This window comes from Methylobacterium sp. Leaf99 (assembly GCF_001422375.1).
Taxonomy (GTDB): Bacteria; Pseudomonadota; Alphaproteobacteria; order Rhizobiales; family Beijerinckiaceae; genus Methylobacterium.
The window spans coordinates 13,225-29,992 of the sequence record NZ_LMMU01000011.1 but is presented as its reverse complement, the minus strand read 5'-3'; the positions used below and the strand labels follow the sequence as shown (position 1 = coordinate 29,992).

Genomic DNA, 16,768 nt, shown 5'->3' with positions numbered 1-16,768 from the left:
ACCTCAACCTCGCTCGGGGGCGGGCTGCCAGATCTTCACCGCCGTCGCGTCGAGCTTGCGCGGGATCAGCTTGGCCTCGTGGAAGGTATCGGCGATGGCCTGCTGCTCGCCGAGTTCGGCGCGAACCACCGGTGTCACCGCGTAGGTCCGGCGCCGGTTCACCGTGGCGACGATGTCCGGGGCGAGGTCGCCCCAGATCGGCGCGAGGAGGGCCACGGCCGCGTCGGGCTCCGCCTTCACCCAGCGGCCGGCGTCCTGCAGGGCGTCGTAGACCACGGCGACCACGCGCGGGTTCTCGGCCACGAAGCGGTCGTTGGCGAGGTAGTAGCGGTGGTAGCTCGACAGGCCGGTGGCGTCGGCGAGCACCCGCACGGGGCGCTTGGCCTGCGCGATGGCGAGGAACGGGTCCCAGATCACCCAGGCATCGAGGCTGCCCTGGCCGAAGGCAGCGAGCCCCTCCGGCGCCTGGAGGTAGGCCGGCTTGATGTCGGCGAAGGTCAGGCCGGCGTTCTTCAGCGCCGCCGCCAGGATGAAGTGGCAGCCGGAGCCGCGCGAGACGCCGACCGTGCGGCCCCGGAGGTCGGCGATGGTGCGGATCGGCGACTCCGCCGGGACGATGATGGCCTCGGCCGAGGGGGCACCGACCTCGCGGGCGTAGAACGTCAGGGGCGCCTCGGCGGACTGGGTGAAGATCGGGACCGCATCGGCGACGTCCGCATGGAGGTCGACGGCCCCGGCGTTCATCGGCTCGAGCACGCTGGTGAAGAGGTGCCAGGACGGCGCGAACCCCAGGGGCTTCAGGCGCTCGTCGAGGGTGCCCTTGGCCTTCAGGACCGTGAGCAGGGTCGAGGAGCGCTGGTAGCTCAGGCGGACGGTGCGCTCGGCGGCGTGGACCGCGGGTATCCCCAGGGGCAGGATCGCGCCCACGGGCAGGATCGCGGCAGCGCCGAAACCGGCGCGCAGGATCGTCCGGCGCGAGGGGGCTGCCCCGCGCGGCGTGTCGTCGGTCATCGATGGTCTCCGGATTGGTCGCCTCGCGCCGGGCATGGCCGGGGGACGCCCGACGAAAGGCACGGCCCCGATCGCCGGCCGCTCCGCCGCCCGATCACGATCCCGTGCCCCTGGTTTACAGGGGCCGATCAAGATTTCGCAAGGAAAGGGTTTTTTGTATTTTGGTCTCTTTGAAAACGAATGTTTTCATCGCTGCGCCAGCTGAAGATCAGGATTTCTCCAAAGCCTCGGGCTTATGGACTTCCGATGCCTTGCCAGGGCAAGCGCCCTGAGCCCCTCGGCGCCGAACGGCCGGCGCTCCCTGATCGCACCCGCCCGCTCCAGTTCGCGAAAACGCCTGACGGTCGGATGATCTTGAAGCGTCATTCGGACATGCAGCGTTCGCCCTGGACGGCACCGCCCGGCGGAGTCGCCGGAGCCAGGCAGCCGGACCTCGGCGACTTCTCAAAGCCCCAAAAAATAGATTTAACTGTCAATTTATATCTACACCCATAATGAGCAAGCCCCCTGCCTCCGTCCCTCGTGCCAGACGCGGCATGGCGCCTCGACGGGTCCCGTAGGGGCAGGGGATCACGGCCATTGACGCAGCGCCAGCCTCTTAATAGATGATATTCAACATTTTAATTTTCGGTTAGTCGTTGGGAGACGGGCAATGGATGCGAGATGGGTGCTCAGCCTCACGGGATTGGCTTTGGCGGCATGCTCGCCGGCCGAGACCGCCGTGACCCCGGAGCCGCCGCTGGTCCAGACCGTCGCGGTCGCCGCCGGGACGGGCGGGGTGTCGCGCTACACCGGGGTCGTCCGGGCCCGCACGGAGAGCAACCTCGGCTTCCGCGTCGGCGGCAAGATCTTCGAGCGCCTGGTCGATCCGGGCGACCGGGTGAAGCGCGGCCAGCCGCTGATGCGCCTCGACCGGACCGACTTCACCCTGGCGTTCACGGGGGCGCGGGCCTCCGTCGAGGCCGCCCGCGCGCAGATGATCCGGACCAAGGCCGACGAGGAGCGCAGCCGCAAGCTCGTCGGCGACGGCTGGACCTCGAAGCAGACCTACGACCAGAACAAGGCCGCGGCGGACGCGGCCATCGCCCAGTTCGCCAACGCCGAGGCCCAGGCGAGCCAGGTCTCGAACCAGGCCGGCTATTCCGAACTCCAGGCCGATGCCGACGGCGTGGTGATGGAGGTGCCGTCCGAGCCCGGGCAGGTGGTCGCCGCCGGACAGACCGTGGTCAAGCTCGCCCGCGACGGATCGCGCGAGGCGGAAGTCTTCCTGCCCGAGGCGAGCCGGCGCCTGGCGCAGGGCGCGGCCTCGGCGACGCTCTATGCCGAGGGCGAGGCGACCTATCCGGCGCGCCTGCGCGAGTTGTCGGCCACCGCCGATCCGGCGACCCGGACCTATCGGGCGCGCTACATCCTCTCGGGAGGCGGCGAGGACGCGCCCCTCGGCGCGACCGTGACGCTTCGGCTCAAGGCCGCCGACGCCGGCCGCGCCGCGGCGGTCGAGGTGCCCCTGGCCGCCCTGTTCGACACAGGGGGCGGCTCCGCGGTCTGGAAGTTCGACACGGCCACCGGCACCGTCACGGCACAGCCCGTCGCCATCGCCCGCCTGTCCGAGGAAAGCGCGGAGGTCGCATCGGGCCTCAGCCCCGGCGAGCGCATCGTCGCCCTCGGCGCCCACCTCCTCAAGGCCGGCCAGACCGTGCGGCAGGCGCCCCCCGGCATGACGGGAGTCGCCCGGTGACCGGCTTCAACCTCTCCGCCCTGGCGGTCCGCGAGCGGGCCGTCACGCTGTTCCTGCTCCTCGCCCTCACCGGCGCCGGGTTCTTCGCCTTCCAGAAGCTCGGCCGTGCCGAGGACCCGGCCTTCACCGTGAAGGTGATGGCAGTCTCGGCCGCGTGGCCGGGGGCGACCGCGGAGGAGATGCAACGGCAGGTCGCCGACCCCCTGGAGAAGCGCCTGCAGGAGCTCGTCTACTACGACCGCGTCGAGACCACGGTCCGGCCCGGCCTCATGCTGATGAAGGTCATCTTCAAGGACAACATGCCGCCGGCCAAACTTCAGGCGGAGTTCTACCAGGCGCGCAAGAAACTGTCCGATCAGGCCTCCGGGCTGCCGCGCGGGGTGATGGGGCCGCTGTTCAACGACGAGTTCTCGGACATCTACTTCGCCCTCTACGCCCTCCAGGCCAAGGGGTTGCCGCACCGCCACCTCGTGACGCGGGCCGAAGACCTTCGGCAGCGCCTGCTCCGCGTGGCCGGCGTCGAGAAGATCAACATCCTGGGCGAGCAGGCCCAGAAGATCTTCGTCGAGATCTCGTACCAGCGCCTCGCCACGCTCGGCGTCACCGGCCAGCAACTGCTGCAGTCGCTGGCCAACCAGAACGACGTCACGCCGGCCGGCTTCGTCGAGGCGGCGGGACCCCGCGTCTATCTCCGCCTCGATGGCGCCATCGACGGCCTCGACGCGATCCGCAACCTGCCGGTGGCGGCCGGCGACCGCAGCCTCAAGCTCGGCGACATCGCCGAAATCAAGCGCGGCTACGAGGACCCCAAGTCCTTCGCGATCCGCAACGACGGCGAGCCGGCCCTGATGCTCGGCCTGGTGATGAAGCCCGGATTCAACGGCCTCAAGCTCGGCGAGGCCCTCAACGCCCAGGAGGTGGCGATCCACCACGAGACGCCCGCCGGCCTCTCGTTCACCAAGATCACCGATCAGGCCAAGGTCATCGACGACGCCATCCACGAGTTCATGGTCAAGTTCTTCACGGCACTCGGCGTCGTGATCTTCGTGTCCCTCGTGGCCCTCGGCTTCCGGGTCGGCATCGTCGTGGCCCTCGCCGTGCCGCTCACCCTGTCGGCGGTGTTCGTGGTGATGATGATCACCGGCCGCGACTTCGACCGCATCACACTCGGCGCCCTCATCATCTCCCTCGGGCTGCTCGTCGACGACGCCATCATCGCCATCGAGATGATGGTGGTGCGGATGGAGGAGGGTGCCGACCGCATCGAGGCGGCGACCCATGCCTGGAGCGCCACGGCCGCGCCCATGCTCACCGGCACGCTGGTGACCATCGCGGGCTTCCTCCCCGTCGGCTTTGCCGCCTCAACCGCCGGTGAGTATGCCGGCAACATCTTCTGGGTGGTGTCGTTCTCGCTGATCATTTCCTGGATCGTGGCCGTAACGTTCACGCCGTATCTCGGCGTCAAGCTGCTGCCGAACATCAAGAAGGTCGAAGGCGGCCACGACGCGATCTACGCCACGAAGAACTACGAGCGCCTGCGCCGCGTCGTGCGGATGTCCGTCGACCACAAGTGGATGGCCGCCGGCATCATCGTGGCCCTGTTCGCCGGCGCCGTGGTCGCCATGGGCCGCGTCGAGCAGCAGTTCTTCCCGAACTCGGAACGGGCCGAGCTCATCGTCGAGGTGACCCTGCCGGCGGGCTCGGCTTTCGCCACCACGGAGGCCAGCGTCAGACGCGTCGAGGCCGCCGTGCGCGACCTGCCCGAGGCGCAAGAGATCACGAGCTACGTCGGCCAGGGCATGCCGCGCTTCGTGCTCTCGTTCGATCCCGAGCTGCCCGACCCGGCCTTCGCGCAGATCGTGGTGCAGACGGCCGACGCCCATGCCCGCGACGCCCTGCGGGGCAAGGTGCGGAAACTCGTCGACGCGGGCCGCTTCCCGGAGGCGCGGGTCCGCGTGCTCCAGATCGTGTTCGGCCCGCCGATCCGGTTTCCCGTCGCCTTCCGCGTCGTCGGCCCCGATCTCGACGTCATCCGCGGCATCGCGGCGGATGTCCGGGACGTCATGGCGGCCAACGCCAACATGCGCCTCGTCCACCTCGACTGGGGCGACAGGACCCCGACCCTCCATCTCGCCCTCGACCAGGAACGCCTGCGCCTGATCGGCCTGACCCCGAAGGAGGCCGGGCAGCAGCTTCAGAGCTACCTCAACGGGACGCCCGCGACCCAGGTCCGCGAGACTTTGCGCTCCGTCGACGTGCTGCTGCGCAGCCCCGGCCCGGAGCGGCGGTCCCTGGGCGAGATCGGCGATCTCACCCTGGCGACGAAGTACGGGCGCCAGGTCCCGGTGTCCCAGGTCGCACGCCTGGAGAGCCGCAGCGAGGACGCGGTGCTCAAGCGCTACAACCGCGAGACCTACATCCGGGTGCAGGGTGACGTCCTCGACGGCCGTCAGCCGCCGGACGTCCACGCCCAGGTCTTCCCCCTGCTCGACCCGATCAAGGCGAAGCTGCCGCCGGGCTACCGCATCGACACGGCCGGTGCCGTGGAGGAGAGCGAGAAGGCGATGATGTCCCTGGTGGCGGTGTTCCCGATCATGCTGATCGTGACGCTGACCGTCATCATGATCCAGGTCCGCTCGTTCACGACCATGTTCATGGTGTTCGCCACCGCGCCGCTGGGCCTCGTCGGGGCCGCGCCGACCCTGCTGCTCTTCCACCAGCCCTTCGGTTTCAACGCGATCCTCGGGCTGATTGCCCTGTCGGGCATCCTCATGCGCAACACCCTGATCCTGGTGGACCAGATCCATCACGACCGCGCCTCCGGCCTGTCGGATTACGACGCCATCGTCGAGTCGACGGTGCGGCGGGCCCGACCCGTGATCCTGACCGCGGCGGCCGCGATGCTGGCCTTCATCCCGCTCACCCACTCGGTGTTCTGGGGGGCTCTGGCCTACGTCCTCATCGGCGGCGTCGGCGTCGGCACCCTCCTGACCCTGCTGTTCCTGCCGGCGCTCTACGCCCTGTGGTTCCGGGTCGCACGGGCGCCGAAAGCGGACGCCGTCCTGGCGGATGCCGGCCGGATGCCGGTTCCGGCCAAGTCCTGAGGCGATTCGAACCCATTCATGCCCCGGTCCCCGGGGCATCCGGGGATCGCGCGCCCGGATGCCGGGCCGCGGTACGACGGCCGGTCTGCGCTCCTGCCCCCTCGCGCAGGCCGGTCGATTGTCGTTGACGGCGCACCTGACATGGAAGGCCGGGGGCAGCCCTTCTTTAGATGACACGATGCATTTATATGAGACGTCGTATTTGAGGATCAGGGAATGCCGCGAGTTTCGCAGGAGCAGGCAAGGCTCAACCGTCAGCGCGTCGTCGAGGTCGCGGCGGCCCTGTTCCGCGAGCGCGGGCTCCACGGCGTCGGCGTCGCCGACATCATGGCCTCCGCCGGCCTGACCCATGGCGGCTTCTACGGGCAGTTCGCCAACAAGGACGCCCTCGCCGCCGAGGCGTTCGACGCCGCGCTCGGCGAGGACCGGCGCGGGGACGTGGACACCATCCTGGCGAACTACCTGTCCCTCGGGCACGTCCAGGCACCCGGCAAGGGGTGTCCCCTCGCGGCCCTGGCCAACGACGTCTCGCGGGAAGCGCCGGGCAGCCCCGTCCGGACCCGGTTCACCCACGGTGTCGAGCGCCTGGCCTCCATCCTGGCCAACCTGACGCCGAAGGCATCGCGGGAGCGCCGTCGGCAGAAATCCCTCGCGGCGCTGTCGACCCTCGTCGGTGCCGTCGTCCTGGCACGGGCGGTCAACGACGAAGCGTTGGCGAACGATCTCCTCCAGGCGGCGCATGCCTCCGTCGCGTCCTGACGCCGAGGACACCGCGGGGCGCATTTTCCAGGCCGCCGTCATCGCTTGAGGCGACCCTCACGGTGATGGCACTCCGAAGCGGCGTCCTGCCCCCGATTCTCGGCCTCGCCGATTCCGACGGGGCGGGGCTGAACCGCGTCGGACCGATCGTCCCCCCATCGAGGTCCCCCCGTCGAACGGCTTCGTCCGGGCCGATGCGGGCATGGTCATCGGGCGGATGCCCGAGGGCGAGAGCGATGCTTTCCGTGTCCGGAGGCTGACCCCTGCGATCCGGCACAAGCCGGGTTGACGCCTTCCCCAGGCCGTAATAGATGTTGATCGTAATCTTTATGGCACCGGCCGCCGGCCCGGCTACGACCGGTCTACGAGGAAAGTCAGGCCGCGATGATCAGCGCGAACCAGCACCATGACGAGACGCCGGTGGCCGAAGGCGTCGCCGCGGACGCGAACCGAACCCGGGCCGCGGCTTCCCCCGCTCCGGCATCCCCTCCGGCCGACCCCCCCGGGGAGGCCGCCGTGAGGAAGGTCGGCCTGGCCTGGGACATCTCCGATTGGTTCAGGACTTCCTGAGCCCCCCGCGCACGCGATCCGGAAACACGTCCGAGAGGCAAGAAGACCATGTCCGAATCCACGGTTCGCAACCTGCTCTCCCCGGCACGCTGGCGCCGCCTCTGGGATCGGCTCGGGGAGATGGAGGAGGCCCTTTCCGTGACCGGGGGGGAGATCCGCGACGGGCGCATCGCGCGTCTGGAAGCGGAGATCGCGGCGTTGCGCGTCCATGCCGGGCCGCCGCCGCGCGGGGTCCCCGCGTCGGTCGCGGCACCGCCGTCATGGCGGTCGTGACGATGGCGCTCGTAACGATGGCGACCGACCGTGCGGATGGCGGACGCCCCGGCATGGACGTCCGCACGCGCCGCCTTCTCGATGCGCCGCTCATGCCGACCCTGGCCAGGATGGCGGCACCGAACATCCTCGTGATGATGGTTCAGACCTCCATCGGCCTGATCGAGACGTACTTCGTCGCCGGACTCGGCACCGATGCCCTGGCCGGCATGGCCCTCGTCTTCCCGGTGGTGATGCTCGTCCAGATGCTCTCCGCCGGCGGCATCGGCGGCGGCATCCAGTCGGCGGTCTCGCGTACCCTCGGTGCCGGACGGCAGGCGGAGGCCGGGCTGCTGGCATGGCATGCGGCGGCCCTCGGCGTCGGGCTCGGGGCCGTTACCAGCGTCCTCGCCCTGACCCTGGGGCCGTCCCTCTACGCCGCGATGGGCGGGACCGGCGGATCACTTAAGGCCGCGACCGCCTACGCGACCGTCGTCTTCGGCGGGGCGATCCTCGTCTGGCTGTTCAACGCGCTCTCGGCGGTGATCCGGGGAACCGGCAACATGGCGCTTCCGGCTGTCGTCACCTGCGTCGGGGCCATCGTGCTGATTCCGCTCTCGCTCGCGCTGATCTTCGGATGGGGACCGCTCCCCGCCCTCGGAATCATCGGCGGCGGCGTCGCGTTCGTGGCCTACTACGCCGTCGGCTCGGCGGTCTTCGCCGCGTACCTGTGGTCCGGACGCGGCGTCCTGCGGCCGAGCCGGAGCCTGCCCCCACCGACATGGGCGCCGTCACGGGAGATCCTTCGCATCGGTGCCCTCTCGGGCATCGCCAGCATGACCTCGAACGTCACGGTCATCGCCGCCACCGGCTTCGTCGGGGCGGCGGGACCGGCGGCCGTCGCCGGATACGGGACCGGCGCGCGCCTCGAATACCTCCTGGTCCCCCTGGTGTTCGGCCTCGGATCGCCCATCGCCGCACTCGTCGGCACGGCCCTGGGCGCCGGCGACCATGCCCGCGCCCGCCGGGCCGCGCTGACCGGTGCCGTCGTGGCGGGCGTCCTGACGGAGATCATCGGGCTCGGCGCCGCCTTGCACCCCGCCGCGTGGCTCGGCCTGTTCGGGGACGACCCGGCGATGCTCGCCACCGGCTCCCTCTACCTGCGCGTCGTCGGTCCGTTCTACGGGTTCTTCGGCTTCGGGCTGGCCCTCTACTTCGCCGCCCAGGGCGCCGGCCGCGTCGGCTGGCCCCTCGCCGCCAGCCTGCTTCGGATGGGGGTGGCGCTGGGCGGCGCCCGGCTCGCGGCGGCGCTCGGGTTCGGCCTCTCGGGCATGTTCGCCGCCCTCGCGGCCGGGTTCGTCGCCATGGGCCTCGTCAACGCGGCCGCCTTCGCCACCGGCCGGTTGATCCCGGTCGATCCCGCCCGTGGTTCGTCCCCGGTCCCCACCCCCCTCGCGCCCGCCGCAAACCCGCTCCCCTGACCCTGCGCCGCCGGGCATTCTCGCCGATCCGCGTCCTTGCCCGTGTGCCCCCTTGCCCGTGTGCCCCCTTGCCCGTGTGCGACGACGCGGGCTCTTCCTTCGGGACGGGTGACGCCGCGCTCGTTCCCCGGGAACCGCTTTGCCCCCGGGAACCGCGTTGCGTGCCGCGTCCCACCCATCGAGCCTTGCATTTTAAAATGATGATCGTAATTTAAAAGCACGGGCCGGCCGGTGGGATGCCGCGTCGAAGGAGAGCATCGTGAGCCACACGTCCATCAAGACCGCCATCGTCACCGGGGCGGCGTCCGGCATCGGAAAGGCGACGGCGCAGGCCCTGCGGGTCGCCGGCTACCGCGTCTACGGCACGAGCCGGAAACCCGTGCCGGATGCCGGCCCCGACCTCAGGATGCTGACCTGCGACGTGACCGACGACGCCTCGGTCGCCGGGATGATCGAGACGGTGTTCGGCGAGGCGGGGCGCATCGACCTGCTGGTCAACAACGCCGGCTTCGGCATCAGCGGCGCCGCCGAGGAATCCTCGGTCGAGCAGGCCCAGGCGATGTTCGACGTCAACCTGTTCGGCGTCGTCCGCACGATCCGCGCCGTCCTGCCGATCATGCGGTCGCAGAAGGGCGGTCGCATCATCAACATCAGCTCGGTTCAGGGGCTGATCCCCGCGCCCTACATGGCGCTGTACGGCGCGAGCAAGCATGCGGTCGAAGGCTACTCCGAGTCGCTGGATCACGAGATCCGCGGCCAGGGCATCCGGGTGGTGCTCGTCGAACCCGCCTTCACCCGCACGGCCTTCGACCGGAACCTGGTCCGGTCCGACACGCCGTTGGGCATCTACGAAACCGAGCGCGCCGGGCGGGACCGGTTCCTGCGCGAGGTCATGACGACCGCCGACACCCCCGAGGTCGTGGCGAAGGTCGTGGTGACGGCCGCGACCGCGGCGACCCCCAGGCGCCGCTACGCCGCCGGACCGGTGGCGCGGCAGGTCAGCCTGCTGCGGCGTTTCGTGCCGGCCAAGGCCTTCGACAAGAGCTTCCGAAAGCAGATGGGCCTTCCCCGGCTCTCCTGAGGATCACCCTACGGCCCCGGGCGGCGGACGGAGCGCGGTCGATGGCGTTCGCCGAGCCCAGGCGGGCGCGGCCGACGGGAGGGCGGTGCCCGCGCGCAGGGCGGCCGGGGCGTGCGATTCCGGTTCGACGATCATGGGATGTCCTCGGGTTCGTCAAACGAAGCGTCCGTCCGGCGGGCGGGTCCTCGACCAAGGGCACGACGCCTGCACGGGGCCGTTCCAACGCAGGGCCGTCGCCGGCATCGTCGGATGGGGGGATGAACGGCATCGACAGGGCGCGGGAGATCTGCCACCGCCATGCCGGTGGTCTTCGCTTCGGGCTACAGCCGAACGCTCGCAGGGCAGGGGATCCACGGAGTCCCGCTCCTCGAAAGCAGCATTTGATCGCGGATCTAGCCCGCATCCGTTCACGGGCGGTGAATCGGGCATCGGTGGGACAATGAGACCCGGACCCAGGACACCCGGACCCAGGACACCCGGACCCAGGACACCCGGACCGAGGACACCCGGACCCAGCGTGTCGCATAGCCCGGAGCCCCTCTCAATGAGCCGTCGTATCCTGATCACCGGCGCCAGCGTGGCCGGCAACACCCTGGCCTGGTGGCTTGGACGCCACGGCTTCGACGTCACCGTCGTCGAGCGCGCATCCGGTTTCCGAGACGGAGGACAGAACATCGACGTCCGCGGGGTCGGGCGCGAGGTGCTGCGCCGCATGGGTCTGGAACGCGCGGCGCTCGACCAGGGCACCGGCGAAGAGGGCACTGCCTGGGTCGACGGGCGCGGCCGGGCGGTCGCGCGGTTCGCCATGGATGCCAGCCTCGGCGACGGTCCGACCGCGGAGATGGAGATCCTCAGAGGCGACCTGGCGCGGCTCCTCTACGATCCGGCCCGGGAGCACGCGATCTACCGTTTCGGCGATCATGTCATCCGGATCGACGAGGCGGCCGACGCCGCGACGGTGACCTTCGCGGGCGGCACGGTCGAACGCTACGATGCCGTCCTCATCGCCGAGGGCGTGGGCTCGACGACCCGCGAGCTGGTGTTCCCCGGCGCGAACGATCCGCGTTGGATGGATCTGACCATCGCGTACTTCACCATCCCCCGGACCTCCGACGACGACCGGATGTGGCGGTGGTTCAATGCACCGGGCGGACGCAGCATCTCCCTGCGTCCCGACAGGCACGGCACGACCCGCGCGATGCTGTCCCTACGGCAGCCCCCCGGCGGCGAGCAGGACTGGGATGCGGTCCGGCAGAAGCGATTCCTGCGGGAGCGCTTCGCCGATGCCGGTTGGCAGGCGGACCGGGTCCTCGCCGGCATGGAAACCACCACGGACTTCTATTTCGACGCCCTTCGCCAAGTGAGGATGACGCGATGGTCCGGCGGGCGTGTCGCGGTGACCGGTGACGCAGCCTGGTGCGCCACGCCGCTGGCGGGCATCGGCACGACGCTGGCCATCACGGGCGCCTACGTCCTGGCGGCCGAACTGGCGCGACACGACGACGTCGCCCCGGCCTTCGCTGCCTACGAGCGTGCCATGCGTCCGATGGTCGAGGATGGGCAGGGTGTACCGAAGATTGCGCCGAAGATCATGAACCCGCGGAGCCGGCTGGGTATCGGTGTCCTCCACGGCGTGCTTCGGATCGCGAGCCGGCCCGGCATCCGCCGTCTGGCCTCCCGGTTCTCCACCGGCCGATCCAAGGAGCCGGACCTCTCCGGGTACCCAGCGCCTGCCGTCGCTCGACAGGATAGGGGCGACAGCCCCTGACCGTCTGACTCAGTCCAACCCGTGGGGAGCTGCGCAGCTGGAGGCCGGTTCGTCCCGTCGACCGCCGGTCGGCTTGCGAGGACAAATCCGGATGCGCGGACATTGCCGTCCGATCGGTCTCGAACCGTCCACGCATGAGAATTCCGCTTTCACATCAGCGGGCGGAGCGATCTCGGTTCTCTCCGAAACCTGTCAATTCGGCAGTTGGCTGCTCTTTGTCGGATCAGGTAATGGCACCCTGATCGAGACCTGATGAACGGGAAGAAGATCGCAATGGATGAGTTGAACGGGCGCGTGATCGCCCTTCAAATTCTGATCACCGGCCTGATCGCCCAGGTCGCGAGCGACAAGCGTGATCCGGTCGGCTTCCTCACGGGATTCCGCGACGAGGTGCGTGCCGTGGTGGCGGGCGTCCGGATTGCGGGGGGAGGCGATGCCGCCGACGTCCGTGCCACCGCCCTCAGCACGGTGGACGAATTGTTCTCCCTGCTGAAGCCGCCGAGCGGCGATTGAGCCTGGGTCAGTCGAGGGAGCGCGCACGTCGGAAACGCCGATCTAATCCCCTGCATACCGGGTTCATTGGGGATTGATGTATTTGCGCAACGATCCTCCCGCGGGCTCCCCGAGCGACCGGGCTCTGCCGCGTCGGCACGTCCACACAACCGCTAAGGTCCAACAGGCGCATTGTTTTCCGCTATCTTTAGGATTGTTCTTATTCGAGTAAATTCGTGCTCCGATCTGGAGCGCCCGCCCAAGTTGCACCAAGCTGAATTCGACTTTCATTATCTTATTATGGTTCTAAGATATAGTCGTTGACCGGGCAGGTGCGCGGATGCTTGGGGGTCCAGGTGCGTTCAGAGTTCATCGACTTGAGCTCCGCATCAGGAACTAGACGATGCATGCGCAGGTCAAAGCCCCTCGATCCCTCCGTAATCTAGCGCTCCGGGAGTCGGGGGTCGGTCAGGATCAGGCCAAGACTGTCACGCTGGCCTGTGTCATTGCCGCCGGCTCGATCGGGGGCGCCCAGGCTCAAGGGGCTCCGGCCTCGGCTCTCCCGGCCGTGACCGTCGATGCACCGGTCGCCCGGCCCCGCCCTCCGGCGCCCAGGCCCAGCGTCGCCCAGGTCCGGGCTCGCACCGCCCTGCGCCAGGTGGTGCGCACCCGCCGGGTCGCCGCCCCGCCCGTCGCCGCCCCCGCCGCCGCCAGCGCCGCGGGCACCGGCCTGCCGACCTTCGCCCGGGCGGCGGACGGGAATCCGTACGGAGATCCGGCCGCCCCCTACAAGGCCGATCGCCTGGCCTCGAACCGGTTCACCGAGCCGCTGCTCAACACGCCGAAGACCGTGACGGTGCTGACGAAGGAGATCCTGGCCGACAAGAACGCCACGAGTTTTCGCGAGATCGCCCGCAGCACCGCCGGCGTCACCCTCGGCACGGGCGAGGGCGGCAACGCCTTCGGCGACCGGTTCTTCATCCGCGGCTTCGATGCGCGCAACGACGTCTTCGTCGACGGCATCCGCGATCCGTCGGTGAGCATCCGAGAGAACTTCTTCACCGAGCAGGTCGAGATCCTGCGCGGGCCGGCCTCGTCCTTCGCCGGTCGCGGCACCGCGGGCGGCGCGGTCAACATCGTCACCAAGCAGGCCGGGTTCCAGGACTTCTACAAGACCGACGGCCAAATCGGCAGCGACAACACCAAGCGCGTCACCGTCGACGTCAACCAGGTGATCAGCCCGGCCTTCGCCATCCGCGTCAACGGCCTGTTCCAGGAAGCCAACGTCGCCGGCCGCAACTACGTGTTCGACGATCGCGCCGGTGCGGCCGTGGCCATGACGCTGAAGCCCACCGATACCCTCAAGTTCACGGCGAACTACTTCCACACCGACCTGAACGGGCTGCCCGATTTCGGCGTGCCGTTCAACGTGCTGAACCGGCGCCCGTTCACCGAGACCATCGTCCCGCGCAACACGTATTACGGGTTCGTCAACCGCGACTTCCAGCGCACCCAGCAGGACACCGGCACGCTGACGGCCGAATGGAGCCCGACGGAGGACATCACCCTCAGCAACCGCTTCCGGGCCGCGCATTCGGTGCTCGATTACGTCGGCACCCTGCCCGAGGGGCCGGTGATCCCGAACTCCGGCAACCTGTTCGGCACCACCGTCAACCTCAATCCGCAGAGCCGCTACCAGACCGCCGACGTCGTCGCCAACGTCTCGGACGCGACACTCCGCTTCGACACCGGCCCGATCCGGCACACGGCCGTGGCGGGCGCCGAGTTCAGCCGCGAGGTGGTCAGCTTCGATGCCTATACGGGCCTGCAATCCGAGCTGTTCGGCGGCTCGGCGGCGACCACCGGCCGGCTCTCGGGCGTCAACATCCTGTATCCGCCCAACCTCCTGCCGTTCTCCAGCCGGCCGACCCGCCTCGGAAACCCGACCACGATCCCCGTCGATACCAAGGCCGGCTACCTCATCGAGACGGCGAACTACGAGGATCTCGTGATCCTCAACGGCGGCGTGCGGTTCGACGATTACAGCATCACCTCGTCGAACCGGGGCGGTTCGGTCCAGGCCCATTCCGGGCTCCTGAACTACAATGGCGGCCTGACGGTGAAGCCGCTGCCGTTCTGGAGCCTCTACGGCGCCTACGCCACCTCGTCGAACCCCGTCGGGGCGGAACTCGACGCCTCGGGTGCGGCCTATGGCGGCCTGAGCCCGACGGCGACCACGAACCAGATCTTCGGACCCGAGCTCAACACCTCGACGGAAGTCGGCACCAAGGCCGAACTGTTCGACCGCCACCTCCTGGCGACGGCGGCCCTGTTCCGCACCACCAAGGACAACGCCCGCGAGGTCGTGGGGGCCAACATCGTGGCGGGCGCCGCCTATCAGGTCGAGGGCATCGACCTCGGGATCGCCGGCAAGATCACCGACGACTGGAGTGTCTTTGCCGGCTACGTCCTCATGGACACCAAGGTGACGAAGTCCGCCGTCCCGTCCCAGGTCGGGGCCCGCATCGCCAACATCGCCAACCGCTCGTTCAGCCTGCTGACGAAGTACAAGCTGACCCCGTACCTCGAGATCGGCGGTCAGGCGATCAACAACTCCCGGATCTACGGCGGCACGCTGGCGGCCAATGCCAACGTCCTGCCGTCCTACTGGCGCTTCGACGCCTTCCTGGAGGCGAAGGTCAGCGAGACCCTGACGATGAAGCTCTACGTCGCCAACGTGTTCGACCGGCTGTACTACGACGCGTTCTACCGCAGCGCCGCACCGTTCGTGTTCGTGGCCCCCGGGCGCACGGTCTCGCTCATCGCCTCGACGAAGTTCTGAGCGATGCTGATCTGTCTCCCGGACGTTCTCGACAAGGCGGAGGTCGCGGAGATCCGCGGCCTCATGGACGCCGCGGCATGGGAGGACGGCCGCTCGACGGCCGGCGCCCAGTCCGCCCTGGTCAAGCGCAACGAGCAGCTGCCGCCCAACGGCGAACTCGCGCGCCGCCTCGGGGCGCGCATCGTCTCGACGCTGCTCGGCAACCCGCTGTTCGTCTCGGCCGCGATCCCGCTGCAGATCTTCCCGCCGCTGTTCAACCGGTACGGCGCCGGCCACCATTTCGGCATTCACGTGGACAACGCCGTGCGGGGCGACCCGGCGACGGGCCTGCGCATCCGCACCGACCTCTCGGTGACGCTGTTCCTCGCCGAACCGGAGGAATACGACGGCGGCGAGCTCATCGTGGAGGGCCAGTACGGCTCGCAGGAGGTGAAGCTGCCGGCCGGGCACCTCGTGCTCTATCCGGCCTCCAGCCTCCACATGGTCACCCCCGTCACGCGGGGCACGCGGGTGGCCTCGTTCTTCTGGCTGCAGAGCATGATCCGCAGCGGCGAGGCCCGCAGCCTGATCTACGACCTCGACACCGCGATCCAGGCCCTGGTGCCGGACCTCGGCCGGGACCACGCCGAGATCGTCAAGCTGACGGGCATCTACCACAACCTGATCCGGACCTGGGCCGAGGTATGATCGTGAAGCAGTCCCTGTCCGTCACGTCCCTCATGCGAGGCCGCCCCGGCCGGGCGCTGGGCCTCGCCCTGCTGGTCGCCGTGGTGCCTCAGCTCGCGGATGCCCAACAGCCGGGCCCGGCCGTGGCGCCCGTGGTCCAGACCGCACCGAGCCCGGCCCCGGCGGTCCCGGCGGCCCCGGCGGCACGGCCGGTGGCCCTGGCCGAGGCCGCGCCGGCTATCCAGACCACCGCGCCGGCGATCCAGACCACCGCGCCGGTGACGCACGACCTCTCGCCGTGGTCGATGTTCCTCAACGCCGACATCCTGGTGAAGGCGATCATGGTCGGCCTGGCCGCCGCCTCCGTGCTCACCTGGACGATCCTCCTCGCCAAGACCGTCGAACTCGGCCTCGCCCGGGCCGGCCTGTCCCGGGCGCTGGCCCGCATCGCCGGCGCCGGGACCCTGGCGGAGGCGATGCGGGACTTGAGCGGACGCCGCTCCGTGGTCGAACGGTTCATCGCAGCCTGCCTCGACGAGGTTCGCCTGTCGCAGGGGAACCGGGACGCGCACCGGGACGGCATCAAGGAGCGTGCGGCCTCGCGCATCTCCGAGATCGTCAAGGCGGAAGGGCGCTCGGCCCGGCGCGGCATGGGGGCGCTCGCCACCATCGGCTCGATCTCGCCCTTCGTCGGGCTGTTCGGCACCGTCTGGGGGATCATGAACAGCTTCATCGGCATCTCGAAGGCGCAGACCACCAACCTCGCCGTGGTGGCGCCCGGCATCGCCGAGGCCCTCCTGGCGACCGCCATCGGCCTCGTGGCGGCGATTCCCGCGGTCATCATCTACAACCACTTCGCGCGGGCCACGCGCGGCTACGGCGACCTCGTCCAGCGTGGCGCGGGGGCCGCCCTGCGGATGCTGTCGCGCGACCTCGAGCGCCCGGCCGGCGAGCGGTCGGGTGATCCGGCGCGCCACGGCGCCCCGCTCCGCGCGGCGGGTTGA

12 protein-coding genes are annotated in these 16,768 nt (G+C 69.6%); 11 read left to right on the top strand and 1 reads right to left on the bottom strand.

Annotated features, from left to right (window positions below; translation table 11 throughout):
- Window positions 1-3 precede the first annotated feature (3 nt).
- Complete coding sequence (locus tag ASF28_RS19185) at window positions 4-1,011, bottom strand: ABC transporter substrate-binding protein (RefSeq protein WP_082476675.1); 1,008 nt, start codon at window positions 1,009-1,011, stop codon at window positions 4-6.
- A 652-nt stretch (window positions 1,012-1,663) separates the two neighbouring features.
- Here ASF28_RS19185 and ASF28_RS19180 point away from each other — a divergent pair.
- The 11 genes from ASF28_RS19180 to exbB all read left to right on the top strand — a co-directional run bounded on the left by ASF28_RS19180 (window position 1,664) and on the right by exbB (window position 16,768).
- Entirely contained in the window at window positions 1,664-2,749 is a 1,086-nt protein-coding gene (locus ASF28_RS19180) for an efflux RND transporter periplasmic adaptor subunit (RefSeq protein ID WP_056096530.1), read from the top strand.
- Window positions 2,746-5,853 (top strand): efflux RND transporter permease subunit, encoded by a 3,108-nt coding sequence (locus ASF28_RS19175; protein ID WP_056096527.1) that lies wholly within the window; start codon window positions 2,746-2,748, stop codon window positions 5,851-5,853. The genes ASF28_RS19180 and ASF28_RS19175 overlap by 4 nt, the downstream gene beginning before the upstream one ends.
- Before the next feature lie 216 nt (window positions 5,854-6,069).
- The gene (locus ASF28_RS19170; RefSeq protein ID WP_056096524.1) at window positions 6,070-6,612 is read left to right on the top strand and encodes a TetR family transcriptional regulator; all 543 of its coding nucleotides are present in this window, start codon (window positions 6,070-6,072) and stop codon (window positions 6,610-6,612) included.
- 618 nt (window positions 6,613-7,230) lie between these two features.
- Window positions 7,231-7,455, top strand: a complete 225-nt coding sequence (locus ASF28_RS19160; protein WP_056096520.1) for a hypothetical protein — start codon at window positions 7,231-7,233, stop codon at window positions 7,453-7,455.
- A gap of 53 nt (window positions 7,456-7,508) precedes the next feature.
- Window positions 7,509-8,915 (top strand): MATE family efflux transporter, encoded by a 1,407-nt coding sequence (locus tag ASF28_RS19155; protein WP_056096778.1) that lies wholly within the window; start codon window positions 7,509-7,511, stop codon window positions 8,913-8,915.
- 259 nt (window positions 8,916-9,174) lie between these two features.
- Window positions 9,175-9,996, top strand: a complete 822-nt coding sequence (locus ASF28_RS19150) for an oxidoreductase (protein ID WP_056096517.1) — start codon at window positions 9,175-9,177, stop codon at window positions 9,994-9,996.
- Between the two features lie 544 nt (window positions 9,997-10,540).
- Window positions 10,541-11,764 carry an FAD-dependent monooxygenase gene (locus ASF28_RS19145; RefSeq protein ID WP_056096514.1) on the top strand — a complete coding sequence of 408 codons (1,224 nt, stop codon included), beginning with the start codon at window positions 10,541-10,543 and terminating at the stop codon, window positions 11,762-11,764.
- A 273-nt stretch (window positions 11,765-12,037) separates the two neighbouring features.
- A complete protein-coding gene (locus tag ASF28_RS19140) occupies window positions 12,038-12,277 on the top strand; it encodes a hypothetical protein (RefSeq protein ID WP_056096774.1) in 240 nt (79 codons plus the stop codon).
- A gap of 382 nt (window positions 12,278-12,659) precedes the next feature.
- Window positions 12,660-15,098: a TonB-dependent receptor gene (locus ASF28_RS19135; protein ID WP_056096512.1), complete on the top strand. Its 2,439-nt coding sequence runs from the start codon at window positions 12,660-12,662 to the stop codon at window positions 15,096-15,098.
- 3 nt (window positions 15,099-15,101) lie between these two features.
- On the top strand, window positions 15,102-15,785 hold the full coding sequence (locus ASF28_RS19130; RefSeq protein ID WP_056096510.1) for a Fe2+-dependent dioxygenase: 684 nt from the start codon (window positions 15,102-15,104) through the stop codon (window positions 15,783-15,785).
- Entirely contained in the window at window positions 15,782-16,768 is a 987-nt protein-coding gene (gene exbB / locus ASF28_RS19125) for a tonB-system energizer ExbB (protein WP_157085656.1), read from the top strand. Before ASF28_RS19130 ends, exbB begins: the two co-directional genes overlap by 4 nt.

Excerpts from the sequence above, each read along its gene's own strand:
- ASF28_RS19185 (WP_082476675.1), bottom strand. The coding sequence starts at position 1,011 with ATGACCGACGACACGCCGCGCGGGGCAGCCCCCTCGCGCCGGACGATC.
- ASF28_RS19180 (WP_056096530.1), top strand. The coding sequence starts at position 1,664 with ATGGATGCGAGATGGGTGCTCAGCCTCACGGGATTGGCTTTGGCGGCA.
- ASF28_RS19170 (WP_056096524.1), top strand. The coding sequence starts at position 6,070 with ATGCCGCGAGTTTCGCAGGAGCAGGCAAGGCTCAACCGTCAGCGCGTC.
- ASF28_RS19160 (WP_056096520.1), top strand. The coding sequence starts at position 7,231 with ATGTCCGAATCCACGGTTCGCAACCTGCTCTCCCCGGCACGCTGGCGC.
- ASF28_RS19155 (WP_056096778.1), top strand. The coding sequence starts at position 7,509 with ATGGACGTCCGCACGCGCCGCCTTCTCGATGCGCCGCTCATGCCGACC.
- ASF28_RS19145 (WP_056096514.1), top strand. The coding sequence starts at position 10,541 with ATGAGCCGTCGTATCCTGATCACCGGCGCCAGCGTGGCCGGCAACACC.
- ASF28_RS19140 (WP_056096774.1), top strand. The coding sequence starts at position 12,038 with ATGGATGAGTTGAACGGGCGCGTGATCGCCCTTCAAATTCTGATCACC.
- ASF28_RS19135 (WP_056096512.1), top strand. The coding sequence starts at position 12,660 with ATGCATGCGCAGGTCAAAGCCCCTCGATCCCTCCGTAATCTAGCGCTC.
- ASF28_RS19130 (WP_056096510.1), top strand. The coding sequence starts at position 15,102 with ATGCTGATCTGTCTCCCGGACGTTCTCGACAAGGCGGAGGTCGCGGAG.
- exbB (WP_157085656.1), top strand. The coding sequence starts at position 15,782 with ATGATCGTGAAGCAGTCCCTGTCCGTCACGTCCCTCATGCGAGGCCGC.